This is a genomic window from Cellvibrio sp. PSBB006 (assembly GCF_002162135.1).
Classification (GTDB): Bacteria; Pseudomonadota; Gammaproteobacteria; order Pseudomonadales; family Cellvibrionaceae; genus Cellvibrio.
The window spans coordinates 1,129,267-1,146,886 of sequence record NZ_CP021382.1 but is presented as its reverse complement, the minus strand read 5'-3'; the positions used below and the strand labels follow the sequence as shown (position 1 = coordinate 1,146,886).

Here is a 17,620-nt window from a genome sequence, read left to right as displayed (position 1 = left end):
AGATGAATTTCCTGCGTAATTTTCTTGATAAGATCGAGCCAAACTTTCACAAAGGCGGCAAACACGAAAAATGGTATGCGCTCTACGAAGCGGTAGATACCATTTTTTATCGCCCTGCGGATGTAACCAAGACCACCTCTCATGTGCGTGATGGTATCGACCTGAAGCGCATCATGATCACCGTTTGGTTGTGTACTTTTCCTGCCATGCTCTACGGCATGTACAACGTTGGCTTCCAGGCCAACACCATTATGGCTGACATGGGCCTGACTGCCGTCGAAGGTTGGCGCGGTGCGTTTATCGGCTTGTTTGCTGGCTATGATGCGCAAAGCATCTGGGATTGCTTCTGGCATGGTGCTGCTTACTTCGTTCCTATTTACTTTGTGGTGTTCGTGGTAGGTGGTTTCTGGGAAGTGCTTTTCGCGATGATCCGTGGCCACGAAGTTAACGAAGGTTTCTTTGTGACCTCTGTGCTTTTCGCCCTGATTTGTCCGCCGGATGTTCCCTTGTGGCAGGCTGCCCTGGGTATCAGCTTCGGCGTGGTGATCGGCAAAGAAGTGTTTGGCGGGACCGGTAAAAACTTCCTTAACCCGGCATTGGCAGGACGTGCATTTCTCTTCTTTGCCTATCCGGCCGAAATGTCCGGTGATGCCGTATGGACTGCCGTAGATGGCTATACCGGTGCAACTGCGCTCTCAATTGCGGCGCAAGACGGTATGGAGGCGCTGAAAGGCGGCCTGACGTGGATGGATGCATTCTTCGGCAACATGCACGGCTCCATCGGTGAAACCTCGACCCTGGCTATCTTTATCGGTGGCGCTGTGTTGTTGTTCATGGGAATTGCTTCCTGGCGCATCGTGTTGGGTGTGATGGTCGGTATGGCGGGCACCGCTCTGTTGTTCAATCTTGTCGGCAACCCGGACACCAATTCAATGATGGCCATGCCCTGGTACTGGCACATGGTGGTTGGTGGTTTCGCGTTCGGCATGATCTTTATGGCGACTGACCCGGTATCGGCTTCAATGACCAACGTGGGCAAACTCTGGTTTGGTGCGCTGATTGGTTTTATGGTGGTCATTATTCGTGTGGTAAACCCGGCCTTCCCGGAAGGTATGATGTTGGCCATTCTGTTTGCCAACCTCTTTGCCCCGCTGATTGACCATTTTGTTGTACAGGCGAACGTTAAGCGGAGATTGGCACGTGTCTAATAATGATTCCATTAAAAAGACGATCATAGTTACCGTACTGCTGTGTATCGTTTGTTCTGTGATTGTGTCTGCTGCTGCCGTTCTGTTACGTCCGGCGCAGGTGGCCAATAAGTCTCTGGATTTCAAACGCAATATTTTATCTGCGGCCGGTTTGCTGGAAGCTGGCAAGAACGTTGACGCTATCTTCAGTGAGCGTGTCGTCACACGTGTTGTCGATTTGAAAACCGGTAAATTTACTGATGCGGTTGATCCTGCGTCTTACGACCAGCGTCGCGCGAGCAAGGACCCAAGTCTTTCGACCAATCTCAGTGCTGATGAGGACATCGCCAAGATTTCCCGTCGCGAAGATTATTCTGTGGTTTATCTGATTCAGGATGAGAATGAGCAACTGCAAAAGATCATCCTGCCGGTAAAAGGTTACGGTTTGTGGTCGACACTTTACGGTTTCCTGGCGCTGGAAGCTGATGCCAATACCGTCGTCGGTCTGGTGTTTTACGAGCACGCTGAAACACCGGGACTGGGTGGTGAAGTAGACAACCCGGTATGGAAAGCGAAATGGGTCGGCAAGGAAGTTTACGATGAAGGTGATGTTGCCATCTCCATTATCAAAGGCTCTGTTGATCCTTCGTCCAGCAATGCTGTACATCAGGTGGATGGTTTGTCAGGTGCAACCCTGACCAGCCGCGGTGTCCATAACTTGTTACATTTCTGGTTGGGTGACAATGGCTACAAGCCTTTCCTGACCAATCTTAAAAACGGGGAGGCTTAAGAGATGAAACTGAAAGAGCTTCTGTTTGATCCGGTATTTAAAAACAATCCGATCGCTTTACAAATTCTGGGTATCTGCTCCGCATTAGCAGTGACCAGTAGTATGAAAGTGACCCTGGTAATGTGTATTGCATTAACCACGGTAACGGCTTTTTCAAACTTCTTTGTATCGTTGGTACGTAACCATGCGCCCAGCAGCATCCGTATCATCGTTCAAATGGTCATCATTGCCTCTCTGGTTATCGTGGTTGACCAGATCCTCAAGGCGGTTGCTTATGATGTTAGTAAGCAGTTGTCAGTGTTCGTGGGTTTGATCATCACCAACTGTATCGTGATGGGCCGTGCAGAAGCATTTGCCATGAAGAACCCGCCGATTCCGAGCTTCTTTGACGGTATCGGTAACGGTTTGGGTTATAGCGCCATGCTGATCGCGCTCGCTGTGGTTCGTGAACTCTTTGGTTCAGGCAAGTTACTGGGCTACGAAATCCTGTCTGTCACCACAGACGGCGGTTGGTACGTCCCCAACGGCTTGCTGTTGCTGCCACCGAGTGCGTTCTTCCTGATTGGTTTATTCATCTGGGCTTTGCGTTCCTGGAAGAAAAATCAGGTTGAAGCCAGCGAGTTCAAAATCGCTCCCAATACCAAACCTCAGGAGGCTTGATCGTGGAATATTATTTAAGCCTTTTTATTCGGGCAGTTTTTATCGAAAACATGGCGTTGGCCTTCTTCCTGGGGATGTGTACTTTTATCGCTATCTCCAAAAAAATCGGCGCTGCTATCGGTTTGGGTATTGCGGTTATCGTTGTACAGACGCTGACCGTACCGCTTAACAATTTGATCTACACCTATGTGCTGGCTAACGGTGCCCTGAGCTGGGCCGGTCTGCCTAACGTGGATTTGAGCTTCCTCGGCCTGATCACCTACATTGGTGTGATTGCGGCGGTAGTACAAATCATGGAGATGGTGTTGGATAAATACGTTCCCGCACTCTACAACGCACTGGGTGTATTTCTGCCGTTGATTACGGTGAACTGCGCCATCATGGGCGGCTCTCTGTTTATGGTGGAACGCGACTACAATTTCGGCGAGAGCATTGTTTATGGTGCAGGCTCTGGCGCCGGTTGGGCTTTGGCCATCGTGGTATTGGCCGGCGTGCGTGAGAAATTGAAATATAGCGATGTGCCGGAAGGTTTGCGTGGCCTGGGTATCACCTTCATTACTGTGGGTTTGATGTCTCTGGGCTTTATGTCATTCGGCGGCATCGATCTGTAATCAGCGGGGTATAACCACACATGAACATAGAAATTACATTGGGTGTTGTCATGTTCACGGTCATCGTGCTCGCGCTGGTGGCCGTTATCCTGATTGCACGATCCAAATTGGTCAGCAGTGGCGATGTCACTATTGATATCAATGGCGAGAAAACCTTGACCGTACCGGCGGGTGGCAAATTATTGCAAACTTTGTCCGGTGCCGGTTTGTTCCTGCCGTCTGCCTGTGGTGGTGGCGGTACTTGTGCGCAGTGTAAATGTATTGTGGTGTCTGGCGGTGGCTCTATGCTGCCGACCGAAGAAAGCCACTTTACCAAACGCGATGCGCGCGAAGGTTGGCGCTTGTCCTGCCAAACGCCTGTTAAACAGGATATGGTTATTGAAGTACCGGAAGACGTCTTTGGTGTAAAACAATGGGAGTGTACCGTTGAGTCCAATCCCAATGTGGCAACCTTCATTAAAGAACTGACTTTGCGTCTGCCGGAAGGTGAGAACGTTGACTTCCGCGCGGGTGGTTATGTGCAGTTGGAGTGTCCACCGCACCATGTGAAATATTCTGATTTCTCTATCGAATCGCAATTCCGTGGTGACTGGGAGCGTTTTGGTTTCTTTAACCTGGAATCAAAAGTGACTGAGCCGGTGATCCGCGCCTACTCGATGGCGAACTATCCGGATGAGAAGGGTATTGTAAAATTCAATATCCGTATTGCAACGCCGCCGCCCAAGTCACAAGGCATTCCGCCAGGCATCATGTCTTCTTATGTGTTCAGCTTGAAGCCAGGCGACAAGATCAGAGTATACGGTCCCTTCGGTGAGTTCTTCGCCAAGGACACAGACAATGAAATGGTCTTTATTGGTGGTGGTGCCGGTATGGCGCCTATGCGCTCGCACATTTTTGATCAGCTGCGTCGTATCAAGACCAAGCGTAAGATGACCTTCTGGTACGGTGCTCGTTCTCTGCGCGAACTCTTCTACAAAGAAGAGTACGATCAGTTGCAAGAAGAGAATGAAAACTTCAACTGGTATGTGGCCTTGTCTGACCCACAACCGGAAGATAACTGGAGTGGATTAACAGGTTTTATTCACAACGTACTTTATGAAAATTACCTGAAGGACCATCCGGCACCGGAAGATTGTGAGTTCTACATGTGTGGCCCACCAATGATGAACGCCGCGGTGATCAAGCTCTTGAAGAGCCTGGGTGTAGAAGACGAAAACATTATGTTGGATGACTTTGGTGGTTAAGATCAGTTTGTTTAAGTTCTTTTTGCCAAACTGCGAAACGAGGTCAGCATTGCTGACCTCGTTTTTGTTTTTTGGTGTGGTGTTATTAAGCGGTTGTGGTCAGGCAGAAAGGGATTCGCTACGTTTTGCCGGCGAAACCATGGGGACCACCTATCACATTACGCTGGTTGCTGATGAAGATGGAGTACTTCCGATAGACGCGGCAAGCATACAAAAAGCGGTTGACCTTGAACTGCAAAAAATTAATCAGCACATGTCCACTTACATCCCTGATTCCGAGTTAATGTTATTTAATTCGGCCAGCGCGGGTGAGTGGTACACATTATCGAAGCCGCTGGAAGATGTGCTGCGGTTGAGCCAGCAAATCAGTGAGCGCAGTGACGGTGCGTTTGATATTACGGTCGGGCCCTTGGTGAACCTGTGGGGGTTCGGTCCGGGCAAGCATGAAGATGATGTCCCGGATGCGGCAGCCATAACTGAGGCCAAGGCTGTAATGGGGTATCACCAGCTTGAATTAACTGATGGACAAGCGCGTAAGTTGACCGATATCAAGCTGGACCTGTCAGCCATCGCAAAAGGCTATGGTGTCGACTGGATTGCCGATTACATCGCACGCCAGGGCATCAAGCATTACATGGTTGAGATTGGTGGTGAAATTCGGGTCAAGGGTACAAATCCCAAAGGGTTGCCATGGCGTATTGCGATAGAGCAGCCGTCCATGATGCAGCAGAGCGTGCACAAAGCGATTTCATTGACCGATGCTGGTATGGCAACCTCGGGTGACTATCGCAATTATTTTGAGCAGGATGGCAAACGCTACTCGCATACCATCGATCCGCAAACCGGCTACCCCATTACGCATCGCTTGGCGTCTGTAACGGTTATCGCCGATACTTCAGCAGAAGCGGACGGCTGGGCTACAGCGATTAACGTGCTCGGTCCGGAGCGCGGCATGGAGGTGGCCAATCGCGAGAAATTAGCGGTTTATATGATTGTCAAAGAGGATGAGGGTTTTAGTGACCGTTATTCGACGGCTTTTGAACCTTATCGATGAATTACCGAGGTAAAGATTATGGGTACATTATTAGTAACGCTGGTATTCATGTTGGTTGTCGTTGCCCTGATGTCCGTGGGCGTTATCTTCGGTCGTAAGCCGATCACCGGCTCCTGTGGCGGCGTGGGCAAGGCCTTGGGCGAAAAAGAATATGTATGTGATATTTGCGGTGGCGATGAAAGCAAATGTGAAGAAAAACAACAGACCGCTGGTAATACAGAAAAGTCCTTGGCTTACGAAGTGACAACTGGCAAAAAATAATCATAAGTCGGTGCTTGGGGTGATTAGTCGGTTATTCGGTTCAAGAGGAAATTAAAGTGGCTGACCATGTTTACGATGTCTTGGTAATCGGTTCGGGGCCCTCGGGCGAAAGTGCAGCAATCACCGCGGCCAAAGCCGGTAAGCGTGTGGGTGTGGTAGAAAATCGGCCGGTGGTGGGTGGAAATTGCGCTCATAAAGGCACGATTCCTTCAAAATCCCTGCGTCACGTTGTCAAACAAATTATTCATTACAAATCCAGTAATCTCTTTCGCGAAATTGGTGATAGCCGTCGTCTGACCTATCCGCGTATTCTGCAATCCGCCCGGCAAGTGATTCCCAAGCAAGTCGAATTACACACGAATTTTTATGTGCGTAATCGGGTGACTTTACACATGGGTCGCGCCGCTTTTGTCGATAACCATACCGTCACGGTTGATCTGCTGGACGGTGCACGCGAAACCATCACTGCCGGCAGTGTGGTGATTGCGACTGGCTCGCGTCCCTATCGTCCGGCGGATATCAACTTTGATCATCCGCGTGTTTATGACAGCGATACGATTCTCGAAATGCAACACACGCCACGGCATCTGATTATTTATGGTGCTGGTGTCATCGGGTGCGAATACGCCTCGATATTTTCCGGTATGGGTGTGCGGGTTGACCTGATTAATAACCGTGATCGTTTGTTGTCATTTCTTGACGATGAAATCTCCGATGCCTTGAGTTATCACTTGCGCGACAGCGGTGTGACCGTGCGTCACAGCGAAGAATATGAAGCGATTGATGCGCGCGATAGCAGCGTCACATTGCATTTGAAATCCGGCAAACGTTTAAAAGCGGATGCGATTCTCTGGTGTAACGGCCGCAGCGGTAATACCGATAACCTGAATCTCGCGGCTGTCGGTTTGCAGGCGGATCATCGCGGCAATCTGAAGGTTGACGACTGCTATCGCACCGCAGTTGACAATATTTATGCGGTGGGAGATGTCATTGGCTGGCCCAGCCTGGCCAGTGCATCTTTCGGGCAAGGCCGATCAGTATCCGGCGGCATTATCGGTGGAGATTGTCCTCTGGTTGAAGATGTACCCACGGGTATTTATACCTTGCCTGAGATTAGCTCGGTAGGTAAAACCGAAACGGAATTAACTGCCGCAAGAGTGCCTTATGAAGTCGGGCGAGCGTTATTCAAAAATACCGCACGCGGCCAGATCAGTGGTGAAGATGTGGGCATGCTCAAGTTGCTATTCCACGTCGATACCATGGAAATTTTAGGTGTGCATTGTTTTGGGGCCGAGGCTGCCGAGATTGTTCATATCGGTCAGGCGATCATGCGGCAGAAAGGCGAGGGCAACAGCATCCGTTATTTCCTCAATACCACCTTTAATTACCCGACCATGGCGGAGGCTTATCGTATTGCGGCATTGGATGGTATCAACCGAATCAATCGTCGCTAATCGATAATCCGGAATAGAAAAAGCCGCGCAGGCATTCAACCGCGCGGCTTTTTTATTTGGGGATCAATTTCCTTGCGGGCGGTGTTTGGCCACGCTGTGGATCACATGGTCATACTCGAAGTACACCACAAAATCCGCATACTCCCAGGACGTAATCGGTGGATCGCCGACCGGACCTTGCTTGCTGATCGGCTCACCGAATTGTGCTTCAACGCTGGCTTTGTTGATCCCGGTACGCGGTTTGCTGATGTCGGCCTGCTGGCCTATGGGCACGCGCACAGTCTCGGCAAAGGTTGGCAGGGTGATCAGGGCCGAGCAAGAGAGGAGGATGATCAGTAATGTTTTTTTCATGGGCTTATCCTGCTAGATCAGTATTGTTGTTTAAGTCGGCGCTCGGCCATTTGGGCGCGCATGATCTGTTGGCCGATCAATTGTTGTTGTGAATCGTTGATCCGGTGAAATTTTGCCGCAATTTGGTAGTCGCCAGCGCTACTCAGTTCACAGCGTATCACTTTGGCAAATAAAATCAGCCCGGCATAAGAGGGTAAAAACGTAAGCCGCATCGCGATAAAACCCTGTTGCGGAATCGGTTGTTCGCACCCGAAAGCAATGCCGCCTTCACTCAGGTTGACCTGCCGTGTAATGCGGGTCAGGGCGGCGGGTTTGTGTTCCGCCATCAGGCGTTGGGTGAGCAGTTCGATCTTGCGGTTGATGTTATGCAGGTATTCGCCGAGCGCGCGATTACTGTCCTTGATCTGGTACAAGAGTTGCGCTGCGTCACTGTCGATCTTTTTCAGTTCTGCGTACAACTTGATGTCGGCGGCATCCTGATAAAGACTTTCCGGCTCACTGGTATTAGCGGTTTTTTCATCCACTTCTTTATATTCCAGTGCAATGCTTTCATCGATGCGAAAAAAACTGCGGCGTTCAGACATATTCATGATCCCGGTAACCAGCTTTCAATAAGATAGCACATCAACCCGCCGCTGCCGTGGTGATTGTGTGTCGGCCGCTTGTGCTCCCTCGGGCATTAGGTTTAAATGCGCTCCATGCTGAAAAACATCCCTTTCTATATTGGTTTACGTTATACCCGCGCAAAACGTCGCAACCAATTCATTTCCTTTGTCAGCGCCTTTTCGCTCCTGGGTATGGCCCTGGGTGTGATGGCATTGATTATTGTACTGTCGGTCATGAACGGTTTTGATCGCGAGATGAAGCAGCGTATCCTCAGTGTCATCCCCCACGGTTTTATTGATCAGCAACCGCAGATGCAGGATTGGCAAGCAGTGGCCCGGCAGGTTGAGCAGCATCCCGAGGTGGTGGCGACCGCGCCTTATATCGGCGGCTTTGCCCTGATCAGTTATGACCGGGGCGTTGAGAGCATTCAACTACAGGGTATATTGCCGGAAGCGGAAAACCGCGTCTCTGTTCTTGAACAACATATGATTGTCGGTTCGAGTACGGACTTGCGACCCGGTGAGTTCGGTATTGTCATGGGCCGTTTGCTGGCGCGCTCTTTGGGCATTGCGCCCGGTGACAAGGTGAACCTCACGTTATCGGATATCAACATTACACCAGCCGGTGTATTTCCACGCACGCGACCCTTTACCCTGGTGGGCGTGTTTGAAGTGGGAGCCCAGGTAGACCAGACCCTGGCGATGATCCATATCGACGATGCCAAGCGGTTGTTTCGCTATCAGGGCGTGCAAGGCTTGCATGTGAAGGTGACTGATATCTATCGCGCTGGTCCGGTGATGGGTGAACTGGCCGGTGACTTTGGGGACAGCTATACCGTCAAAGATTGGAGCCAGACCCAGGGCAGCCTGTTCCAGGCGGTGAAGATGGAAAAGATCGTCATCGCCGCTTTGCTGTGCATCATCATTGCTGTGGCGGCGTTTAATATTGTGTCCAGTCTGGTGTTGATGGTAGCCGACAAGCGTTCAGATATTGCGGTCTTGCGCACGCTCGGACTGAATGCCCGTCAGGTGATGGCCATCTTCGTGGTGCAGGGCAGTGCGGTGGGTGTGGCGGGTACGCTCATTGGTGCGCTCATTGGCTGCGTGGTGGCCCAAACGCTCAACCGCATCATGAACTTCTTCGAAGCCCTGTTTGGCTGGCAAATCTTTAATCCTGAGGTATTTTTTATCACCCAGCTTCCCTCGGTATTGATGTGGCAGGACGTAGCCTTTATCTGCGGTCTGGCATTGACCCTGAGTGTGGTTGCGACCTTGTATCCCGCGTATCGCGCCGCGAAGATCGAACCGGCAGAGGCCTTGCGTTATGAGTAATGAACAGGCGGTCTTGACCTGCTATCAGGTCCACAAGAATTATTCCCAGGGACCACAACAGGTGAGTGTGCTCAATGGGGTAAACCTGCAAATTCATGCTGGTGAACGGGTGGCGATTGTCGGCGCATCCGGCTCGGGCAAATCCACGCTGTTGAATATCCTCGGCGGACTCGATGTACCGGACGAGGGTGAGGTCACGGTTGCCGGTGAGCAGCTGTCGCGGATGAGTGCCGATCAACGGGGGCGCCTGCGTAATCGCGCCCTCGGCTTTGTGTACCAGTTTCATCACCTGCTGCCGGAGTTTACCGCGCTGGAAAATGTGGCTATGCCCTTGTTTATCGGCAGGCAAGCCACAGTGGTAGCCAAAGAGCGCGCAGCGGCCATGTTGGCGCGAGTCGGATTGGCCCAGCGGGTTCAGCACAAACCCTCGGAATTATCCGGCGGTGAACGTCAGCGGGTGGCTATCGCGCGCGCGCTGGTAACCAATCCGGCCTGTGTACTGATGGATGAGCCCACCGGCAATCTGGATTCCCATGCGGCCGACAGCATCCAGCAATTGATGTTGGAGCTGAACCAGACGATCGGCACCAGCTTTGTGGTGGTGACTCACGACCAGCGTCTGGCGGCACGTATGGATCGTACCCTGACGCTTTCCGACGGCATGCTGGTGTAACCGTGCTGAATAAACTCACTTTCCTTGTCGGTGCGCGCTACGGTATTTCTCGCCGTCACAGCCAGTTGGTTTCGTTTATCTCTTCGTTGTCCATCGCCAGCCTGGTGATTGGGGTGGCCTTGCTGGTGCTGGTCATGTCGATCATGAACGGTTTTGATCGCGAGTTGCGCGAGCGCATTCTGGGCATCATGCCCCAGGCGACCATCTACCAACATTACGGGATTCAAGACCCCCAGCCACTGATTGAGGAATTGGTAGCGCATCCGCAGGTAAGAGCGGCGGCGCCTTTTGTACAATTGCAGGGGCTTCTTGCCCATCAAAAACGTGTATCGCCGGTCAACCTGTTTGGTATTGATCCGCAGCAAGAGGCGCAGTTGTCGTCGTTGAAGGATTACCTGCCTGAACAGGGTTTTGACCAACTCACTGAGTCCGACCAAGGCATACTGATTGGTCGCGGCATCGCCGATAAATTGCAGGTACAACCGGGCGACTCCGTGAGCTTGATCATTCCGCGTACCGGGAGCGGCAATCCCACGCCCAATATTCGTATGCTGAAAGTATTGGCGGTGTTCGACAGCGGTACTGAGATTGACCATGGACTGGCATTGATGGGGCTGGAGCAGGCGTCGGCCTTGTCCGAATTTCCCGGTGCAGTGACCGGCATCCGCCTGCAAGTGGATGATTTATTCGATGCGCCGCGCGTGGTGCGCCAATTGGTTAACGACTTGCCGCCCGGTTTTTATGGTTCCGACTGGACCCGCACCCAGGGCAATCTCTACGAAGCGATTCATATGTCGAAGAATCTGGTGGAGATGTTGCTGTTTCTGATCATCGCCATTGCGGCCTTTAATCTGGTTTCGACGCTGATCATGGTGGTGGTGGATAAACAGGGTGATATCGCCATCCTGAGAACGCTGGGCGCGTCTACGGGCGAGATCATCGGCATTTTTATGGTGCAGGGCGGTTTGATCGGTTTGATCGGTACATCGCTGGGGGTTGCGCTGGGTGTGTTGCTGTCACTGTGTGTGACGGACGTGGTGCAATGGCTTGAGCGGGTCTTTAATGTTCGCTTCCTGGAGTCTGATGTCTATCCCATCAGTTATTTGCCGTCGGACCTGCAATGGCCGGATGTGGCCCGGATTGCGTTTACGGCCTTGGTAATCAGTTTCTTTGCCGCGCTTTACCCCGCCTGGCGTGCCAGCCGCATACAGCCCGCCGAAGCCCTGCGTTACGAATAAACGTTTATTCCTTCTCCAGCGCCTCAGGTGATACAGCTTTGGGGCGCTTCTTCCGCTTGTTCCAGCCTTTCACCACATGCCAGCGCCAGAAAATCTGGATAGCGATATAGCCCAGGGCGCCGAAGATCAAACCGCACAGCAGCGATCCCACGATCAAGGGTTTCCAGATAAAGACAAATTCATTGGCGAGCCACTCCCAGGATAACTCCAGCGAAACAGAGATCGGCGGCACACCCAGCAGCCAGCGCCCCAGTTGGTAGGTGGCGAAGAAAATCGCCGGCATGGTGAGCGGATTGGTCAGCCACACCAGAGCCACCGAGATCGGCAGGTTGCACCGCATCAACAGTGCCGCCAGGGCTGCCACCGGCATCTGGCCGGGGATGGGAATAAAGGCAATGAAGATACCGACAAAAAAAGCCACGGATACAGAATGGCGATTCAAGTGAAACAGGTTAGGGTCGTGTAACAGGTCACCCAGAAAATGCAGCGACGGGTTATCTTTAACCTTGGCGGCAGAGGGAAGGTAACGTCTGAATAACTTACGTGCCATTGGCGCCTGTTGTGTTAGTTGCGGGGCAAGGCTGCGTGACAGCCGATTGAGGCGCGCATTATGCATTGAAACTCTGACAGACACTATGCACACACGTCGCTCTGAAAGCTGAATCGATCCAAGGTTCCGCCTGTGGCGTCCCGTTCATTATTGTCGTGGATACCTGCTTGCCATCAGTAGTGTGTAGTGCATAATCACGCCGTCGCACGGATTTTGTTTTTCAAGGATGTTTCATGCCCGTTTATCTCCTCGCCCTTGTCGGCGGTGTTCTCAGTGTTGGTTTTCTGCCCCGGTTACCGCCGCTTCCTTGGCTGTTCCTTATCCTGCCGTTAGTGCTCGTCGCACTTCGTTTTTCCACATTCAGGGTTATCCTGGCTGTCGCGCTCGGTGGTGCATGGGGTGTTATCTACGGTCACGGCATACTCGCCAATCAATTGTCCGAAGATCTGGTGAGCAGAGATGTGGTGGTGTCCGGACGGGTGGTGGATTTACCGGTGAGCGATGATCGTCGCCAACGGTTCATCCTGAACGTTGATACCGCACATTTTGCCGATGACATACACAGTGACATCGAGAACTTTCCGCGCAATATCCAACTGAGCTGGTATGCAAAAGAGCCCGTTGCGGTGCGCAGTGGTGAGCGCTGGCAATGGCAGGTCCGCCTGAAACGGCCGCGCGGCTTTGTTAACCCCGGTGGGTTTGATTATCAGGTCTGGCTGATGCGCCGGGGCATAGGTGGCGTAGGTTACGTTCGCGAAAGTGATTTCACACAGCGGTTAGCACCTCCGGATAGTTGGGATATTGGTGCCCGCCGACAGGATTTGCGCGACTGGTTATTGATGAGTTCCGATAGTCCCCAGCGGGCGGTCCTTCTGGCACTTCTGATTGGCGACCGATCAATGATGGACGCCGAACAATGGCGCCAGATGCAATTGACCGGTGTAAACCACCTGGTCGCCATTTCCGGCTTGCATGTGGGCTTCCTGGCGGTGGTCGGCTTTTTTCTCGGCAGCCTGGTAGGGCGGTGCATTAATCTGGTTTACCACCCTTGTCCGGCCTTTGTGCCAGGTTATCTCGGCGCAATGGCGTTGGCGCTAATCTACAGCGCACTGGCCGGTTTTACCCTGCCGACACAACGCGCATTGATCATGATTCTGTTGGTGCAGCTGGTTTTTCTGTGGCGGCGTTCTTACCGAATCAGCCATGTCTTCAGTCTTGCCTTGCTGGGCGTAGTGATCAGTGATCCTTTAGCTGCCTATGACATGGGGTTCTGGTTATCTTTTGGCGCGGTGGCCGTACTGTTGTTTTGTTTCGCTGGTCGTACTGGCAGGCAAGACGCCGCATCCTTCATCGCCTGGGCAAAAGGGCTTATTCGCAGTCAATGGGTGATCTTTATCGGCCTGTTTTTGCCCTTGGGGATTTTGCTTAACAGCGTTTCTCTCCTGGCACCGGTAGCGAATCTGATTGCCATCCCCTTGGTAACCACAGCGGTAGTGCCGACCTTGCTGCTGGCTGCGGTTGTCCATAACGTGTCTCCCGCGTTAAGCCAGTTGTTGCTGTATGTGGCGGATTATGGATTGCGCGGTTTGGACAAATGGCTGCAAACCCTGCTTGATATCGCCGGCACGCGCTTGAATCCCGTGATCAGTCTCGACGGATGGGCATTGGTAATTGCGATTATCGGTGTCGTCTTGCTCTTGTTGCCGCGCGGGATTGCCGGCCGTTGGCTGGGTTTTCCCGCATTATTAACGGCACTGATATTGCCGATAAAAACACCGCCGCCACTGACAGTTACCGTTCTGGATGTCGGCCAAGGCTTGGCGGTGGTCGTGGAGACACCGGATCGCCGCCTGATCTACGACGCAGGCCCGGCTTACAGTGACAAGTTCGAAGCGGGCGGGGCGATTGTGGTGCCTTACCTTCGCCAGCGCGGTATTTCCCAAGTCGACAAATTGATCGTCAGCCATCACGACATGGATCACTCCGGCGGCGTGCAAGGCATTATGAAAAATTTGGCGATACAAGAAGTCGTGGCGGGAGAGCCGATAAAAGCAAAGGCCTTGCTGAACAACCATGTGCCGATCCATAACTGTCACGGGTATGAGAACTGGCAATGGAATCAGGTGCGCTTCAGCTTTTTGCCGACCGCAGAGATCTTTCGTGGGGCGTCAGGTAACGCGAATAATCACTCCTGTGTATTGTTGATTGAGTACGCTGGACAAAGGATTTTATTCCCCGGTGATATTGAAGGTCGGGTTGAAAATCAATTGGTTAATCACGGCCATTTGCCGGAGGCACTTACACTGGTGGTTGCATCCCACCACGGCAGCCGCAGTTCATCCACCTCGCTGTTCGTCCGTCATGCTCGGCCCAAGTTTGTGGTCTACAGCGCGGGCTATCGCAGTCAGCATGGGCATCCCCACAAGGAGGTCGTTGCGCGCTATGCGGCTCAAGGCAGTCGCGCCTTCAATACTGCCGAGGGGGGCGCTCTGGTATTTTCCTGGCATGAGGGGATGCTTCAACCCGTACGGCAACAGCGTCGTTATCAGCCGCGTTATTGGTTTGATTAAGCTTTGTTCAACCGCCTGATCGGCCGCACGCGAAAGTCGTGAAAAAAGAACCCCGGCATGGTTTTCTTCGTTGCTTATGGTAATGTACCGCCCCGAAAAACCTGCATTGGGTGTAGCCCTGCTCGAAGAGGAAGATGACGTGTTAGAAATCATTATGTCTGGCGGTTGGTTGATGATCCCCATCATTATTTGCTCAGTTGCTGTCATTGCCATTTGCATTGAACGCTACTGGACATTGAATCCGGCCAAGATTGCACCGCGTCATTTACTCGCCCAGGTGTGGAGTTGGATCAAGAACAACCAGGTCGATGCAACGAAATTGCGCGAACTGAAACAATCGTCCATGTTGGGTCAGATTTTGGCGGCAGGTCTGAGTAACTCGCGCCACGGCCGTGAAGTGATGAAAGACAGTATTCAGGAAGCCGCCACCCAGGTTGTACACGAACTGGAGCGTTATATCAGCGTGCTTGGTACCATCGCCAATATCGCGCCCTTATTAGGATTGCTCGGTACCGTTATCGGCATGATCCAGGTGTTCAATGCCATCATGATCCAGGGCACCGGTAACACCGAAGTGCTGGCCGGTGGTATTTCCGTTGCGTTGGTTACTACTGCCGCCGGTTTGATCGTGGCGATTCCGGCCATGATTTTTCATCGTTTCTTTTTGCGTCGCATCGATTCCATCGTGGTCACCATGGAAGAGGAAGCCATCAAACTGGTGGATGCCTTGCACAGCGACCGTCGTGTTGACGTTAAAGTGGTTTAATCCTTGAATCCATTGAGCCCGAGGATGACGCCATGAAATTCCGTCGCCAGCCGAGAGAAGAAGAGGGTGTTAATCTCACGCCCTTGATTGATGTGGTCTTTATTTTGTTGTTGTTTTTTATGGTATCGACCACCTTTACCAAAGAAACCCATTTGAGTGTGGATTTGCCGGAAGCCGTGGGTGAGGCCAGCACCGAAACCCAGGAGCAGCTTGATGTTGTCATCAGTGCGCAAGGGCATTTTTCCGTGAACGGCCACAGTCTGGTTAATAATAAAGTTGAAACCCTGAAGTCCGCGCTGGAAAAATTATCCCAGGGCAACACCAAGCTGCCATTGAGTATTACAGCCGACGCTAACACGCCGCATCAGTTTGTGGTAACCGCGATGGACGCCGCCGGACAAATGGGGTTTGTTCATCTCAGTATTACGTCGCGTCAACCCGACCCGGAGACGGAATAGTTTTTTTGCCGCACAGGTAATCACGTGTCTCAACGATCACACAACCTTTGGCTTGATGCCTGGTACGGCAAGCGCACATGGATCTTTGTGCTCTTGCCCTTGATGTGGTTGTTTCGTCTTGTCGCCAGCCTTCGCCGTTTTTATCTCCGCCGCTTTGCTCAACAAACTCTATCCGTTCCGGTCATTGTCGTCGGCAATATTTCGGTGGGTGGTACCGGCAAAACGCCTTTGCTAATCGCTTTGGTAAAACACCTGCAACGTCAGGGATTTACTCCCGGCGTTGTCAGCCGTGGCTATGGCGGGCAAGCCACACGTTATCCATTGCTGTTAAATGCAGATACACGGGTTGAAGAAAGTGGCGATGAGCCGCTGAGTATTTTTCAACAAACCGGTTGCGCCGTTTGTGTAGATGCGGATCGCGTCAGCGGCGCGCGTGAACTTGAACGCATCGGTTGTGACATTGTGTTGAGTGACGATGGTCTGCAACATTACCGTTTGGGTCGTGCGATGGAAATTGTTGTCGTTGATGGTCAACGCGGCCTCGGCAATGGTTTTTGTCTGCCGGTCGGCCCCTTGCGCGAACCAGCCTCTCGGTTACGCTCGGCGGACTTTGTGGTGGTCAACAGTGCAGTGCAATCGCTGTCATTGCCGGTCGCGAAAACCTACGCTATGCAGATTATTCCGCAAGCGTGGCACGCGTTAGCAGATAATCAAACTTATCCGGCAGATCATTTTCCTGCGTACACTTCCCATGAAAAACGCGTAAATGCCGTGGCGGGAATTGGTAATCCCCGGCGCTTTTATCGAACATTAATGGAGTTGGGTTTACAACCCGTTGAGCACGACTTTCCCGATCATCATGCGTACCAAAAAAGCAACTTCGCTTTTGCAGAACCGTTGCCAGTTGTGATGACTGCCAAAGATGCCGTGAAGTGTCAGCACTTTGCCGAAAGCGATTGGTTTTACCTCGCCGTTGGTGCGGAATTAACGGACTGTTTCTGGCATGATTTTGACGTTAAGATGGCGGCATTAAAGCCCTAACCAGGATTTTTCCATGAGTTTTTATGTTGTGATTCCCGCACGCTATGCGTCGACGCGCTTGCCAGCTAAGCCGCTCAAAGAAATAGCCGGTAAACCGATGATTCAACACGTTTATGAACGCGCCTGTGAAAGCGCCGCGCGTGAAGTGATTATCGCCACCGATGACGTGCGTATAGAAGCAGCGGTTAAAGCATTTGGCGCACGCGTATGCATGACATCTCCAGCACATAATTCCGGTACTGATCGTTTGCAGGAAGTGACACAACAACTCGCATTGCGCGATGACGATATCGTGGTGAATGTACAGGGTGATGAGCCATTGATTCCGCCAGCAGTGATCAATCAGGTTGCCGCCAACCTGGCGAACTCACCCAATGCCAGCGTTGCCACGTTAAGTGAGCCGATTCATTCGCTGGAGGATTTCCGTAATTCCAATATTGTAAAAGTGGTGGCGGATAAAACCGGCCGGGCATTGTATTTCAGTCGCGCTTCTATCCCTTGGCCGCGCGATCATTTTGCTACCCCTGATGTTAAAGGGTTACCCGATAATTTTCCTTGCCAGCGTCATATCGGTATTTACGCGTATCGCGTGGCGCTGCTCAACCGTTTTGTCGGTTGGCCGCAAGCACCGTTGGAACACATAGAATCACTGGAGCAATTGCGTGTATTGTGGCAAGGCGAAACAATTCACGTCGCTGAAGCCTGCGCGGCAGTGCCGGGTGGCGTGGATACCGAAGCGGACTTGCAACGGGTCAAACAATTGCTGGAGTCCTGA

At 52.2% G+C, this 17,620-nt stretch carries 19 protein-coding genes; 16 read left to right on the top strand and 3 right to left on the bottom strand.

Annotation, left to right across the window (positions count from 1 at the left end):
- Positions 1–2: 2 nt before the first annotated feature.
- The 8 genes from CBR65_RS04735 to sthA are packed head-to-tail and all read left to right on the top strand — an operon-like array spanning position 3 to position 7,261.
- Entirely contained in the window at positions 3–1,208 is a 1,206-nt protein-coding gene (locus CBR65_RS04735; protein WP_087465788.1) for an NADH:ubiquinone reductase (Na(+)-transporting) subunit B, read from the top strand.
- Entirely contained in the window at positions 1,201–1,977 is a 777-nt protein-coding gene (locus tag CBR65_RS04730) for a Na(+)-translocating NADH-quinone reductase subunit C (protein WP_087465787.1), read from the top strand. The genes CBR65_RS04735 and CBR65_RS04730 overlap by 8 nt, the downstream gene beginning before the upstream one ends.
- Positions 1,978–1,980: 3 nt before the next feature.
- Complete coding sequence (locus tag CBR65_RS04725) at positions 1,981–2,637, top strand: NADH:ubiquinone reductase (Na(+)-transporting) subunit D (RefSeq protein ID WP_087465786.1); 657 nt, start codon at positions 1,981–1,983, stop codon at positions 2,635–2,637.
- 2 nt (positions 2,638–2,639) lie between these two features.
- On the top strand, positions 2,640–3,248 hold the full coding sequence (nqrE, locus tag CBR65_RS04720) for an NADH:ubiquinone reductase (Na(+)-transporting) subunit E (RefSeq protein WP_087465785.1): 609 nt from the start codon (positions 2,640–2,642) through the stop codon (positions 3,246–3,248).
- A gap of 20 nt (positions 3,249–3,268) precedes the next feature.
- Complete coding sequence (nqrF, locus tag CBR65_RS04715; RefSeq protein ID WP_087465784.1) at positions 3,269–4,492, top strand: NADH:ubiquinone reductase (Na(+)-transporting) subunit F; 1,224 nt, start codon at positions 3,269–3,271, stop codon at positions 4,490–4,492.
- Between the two features lie 49 nt (positions 4,493–4,541).
- Positions 4,542–5,546, top strand: a complete 1,005-nt coding sequence (locus CBR65_RS04710; protein WP_232461354.1) for an FAD:protein FMN transferase — start codon at positions 4,542–4,544, stop codon at positions 5,544–5,546.
- Positions 5,547–5,564: 18 nt separating this feature from the next.
- A complete protein-coding gene (nqrM, locus tag CBR65_RS04705; protein ID WP_087465782.1) occupies positions 5,565–5,807 on the top strand; it encodes a (Na+)-NQR maturation NqrM in 243 nt (80 codons plus the stop codon).
- A gap of 56 nt (positions 5,808–5,863) precedes the next feature.
- On the top strand, positions 5,864–7,261 hold the full coding sequence (sthA, locus tag CBR65_RS04700) for a Si-specific NAD(P)(+) transhydrogenase (protein WP_087465781.1): 1,398 nt from the start codon (positions 5,864–5,866) through the stop codon (positions 7,259–7,261).
- A 63-nt stretch (positions 7,262–7,324) separates the two neighbouring features.
- On the opposite strand, the gene CBR65_RS04695 is transcribed toward sthA, so the two are convergent.
- Together CBR65_RS04695 and CBR65_RS04690 are read right to left on the bottom strand one after the other, a co-directional pair.
- Entirely contained in the window at positions 7,325–7,612 is a 288-nt protein-coding gene (locus CBR65_RS04695) for a hypothetical protein (RefSeq protein ID WP_087465780.1), read from the bottom strand.
- 17 nt (positions 7,613–7,629) lie between these two features.
- Entirely contained in the window at positions 7,630–8,196 is a 567-nt protein-coding gene (locus CBR65_RS04690) for a PilZ domain-containing protein (protein WP_087465779.1), read from the bottom strand.
- 114 nt (positions 8,197–8,310) lie between these two features.
- Between CBR65_RS04690 and CBR65_RS04685 the strand changes: the two genes are divergently transcribed.
- The 3 genes from CBR65_RS04685 to CBR65_RS04675 are packed head-to-tail and all read left to right on the top strand — an operon-like array spanning position 8,311 to position 11,460.
- Positions 8,311–9,549, top strand: coding sequence for a lipoprotein-releasing ABC transporter permease subunit (locus tag CBR65_RS04685; RefSeq protein WP_087465778.1), 1,239 nt, complete (start codon positions 8,311–8,313; stop codon positions 9,547–9,549).
- The gene (lolD, locus tag CBR65_RS04680) at positions 9,542–10,222 is read left to right on the top strand and encodes a lipoprotein-releasing ABC transporter ATP-binding protein LolD (protein ID WP_087465777.1); all 681 of its coding nucleotides are present in this window, start codon (positions 9,542–9,544) and stop codon (positions 10,220–10,222) included. The genes CBR65_RS04685 and lolD overlap by 8 nt, the downstream gene beginning before the upstream one ends.
- Before the next feature lie 2 nt (positions 10,223–10,224).
- The gene (locus CBR65_RS04675) at positions 10,225–11,460 is read left to right on the top strand and encodes a lipoprotein-releasing ABC transporter permease subunit (protein ID WP_087465776.1); all 1,236 of its coding nucleotides are present in this window, start codon (positions 10,225–10,227) and stop codon (positions 11,458–11,460) included.
- 4 nt (positions 11,461–11,464) lie between these two features.
- On the opposite strand, the gene CBR65_RS04670 is transcribed toward CBR65_RS04675, so the two are convergent.
- Positions 11,465–12,010 carry a DUF2062 domain-containing protein gene (locus tag CBR65_RS04670; RefSeq protein ID WP_087468924.1) on the bottom strand — a complete coding sequence of 182 codons (546 nt, stop codon included), beginning with the start codon at positions 12,008–12,010 and terminating at the stop codon, positions 11,465–11,467.
- A gap of 233 nt (positions 12,011–12,243) precedes the next feature.
- Here CBR65_RS04670 and CBR65_RS04665 point away from each other — a divergent pair, with 233 nt between their 5' ends.
- The 5 genes from CBR65_RS04665 to kdsB all read left to right on the top strand — a co-directional run bounded on the left by CBR65_RS04665 (position 12,244) and on the right by kdsB (position 17,620).
- Positions 12,244–14,580 (top strand): DNA internalization-related competence protein ComEC/Rec2, encoded by a 2,337-nt coding sequence (locus CBR65_RS04665; protein WP_087465775.1) that lies wholly within the window; start codon positions 12,244–12,246, stop codon positions 14,578–14,580.
- A 139-nt stretch (positions 14,581–14,719) separates the two neighbouring features.
- A complete protein-coding gene (locus CBR65_RS04660) occupies positions 14,720–15,346 on the top strand; it encodes a MotA/TolQ/ExbB proton channel family protein (RefSeq protein ID WP_087468923.1) in 627 nt (208 codons plus the stop codon).
- Positions 15,347–15,378: 32 nt separating this feature from the next.
- Entirely contained in the window at positions 15,379–15,804 is a 426-nt protein-coding gene (locus CBR65_RS04655; RefSeq protein WP_087465774.1) for a biopolymer transporter ExbD, read from the top strand.
- Between the two features lie 24 nt (positions 15,805–15,828).
- Complete coding sequence (lpxK, locus tag CBR65_RS04650) at positions 15,829–16,845, top strand: tetraacyldisaccharide 4'-kinase (protein ID WP_087465773.1); 1,017 nt, start codon at positions 15,829–15,831, stop codon at positions 16,843–16,845.
- 13 nt (positions 16,846–16,858) lie between these two features.
- A complete protein-coding gene (gene kdsB, locus CBR65_RS04645) occupies positions 16,859–17,620 on the top strand; it encodes a 3-deoxy-manno-octulosonate cytidylyltransferase (RefSeq protein ID WP_087465772.1) in 762 nt (253 codons plus the stop codon).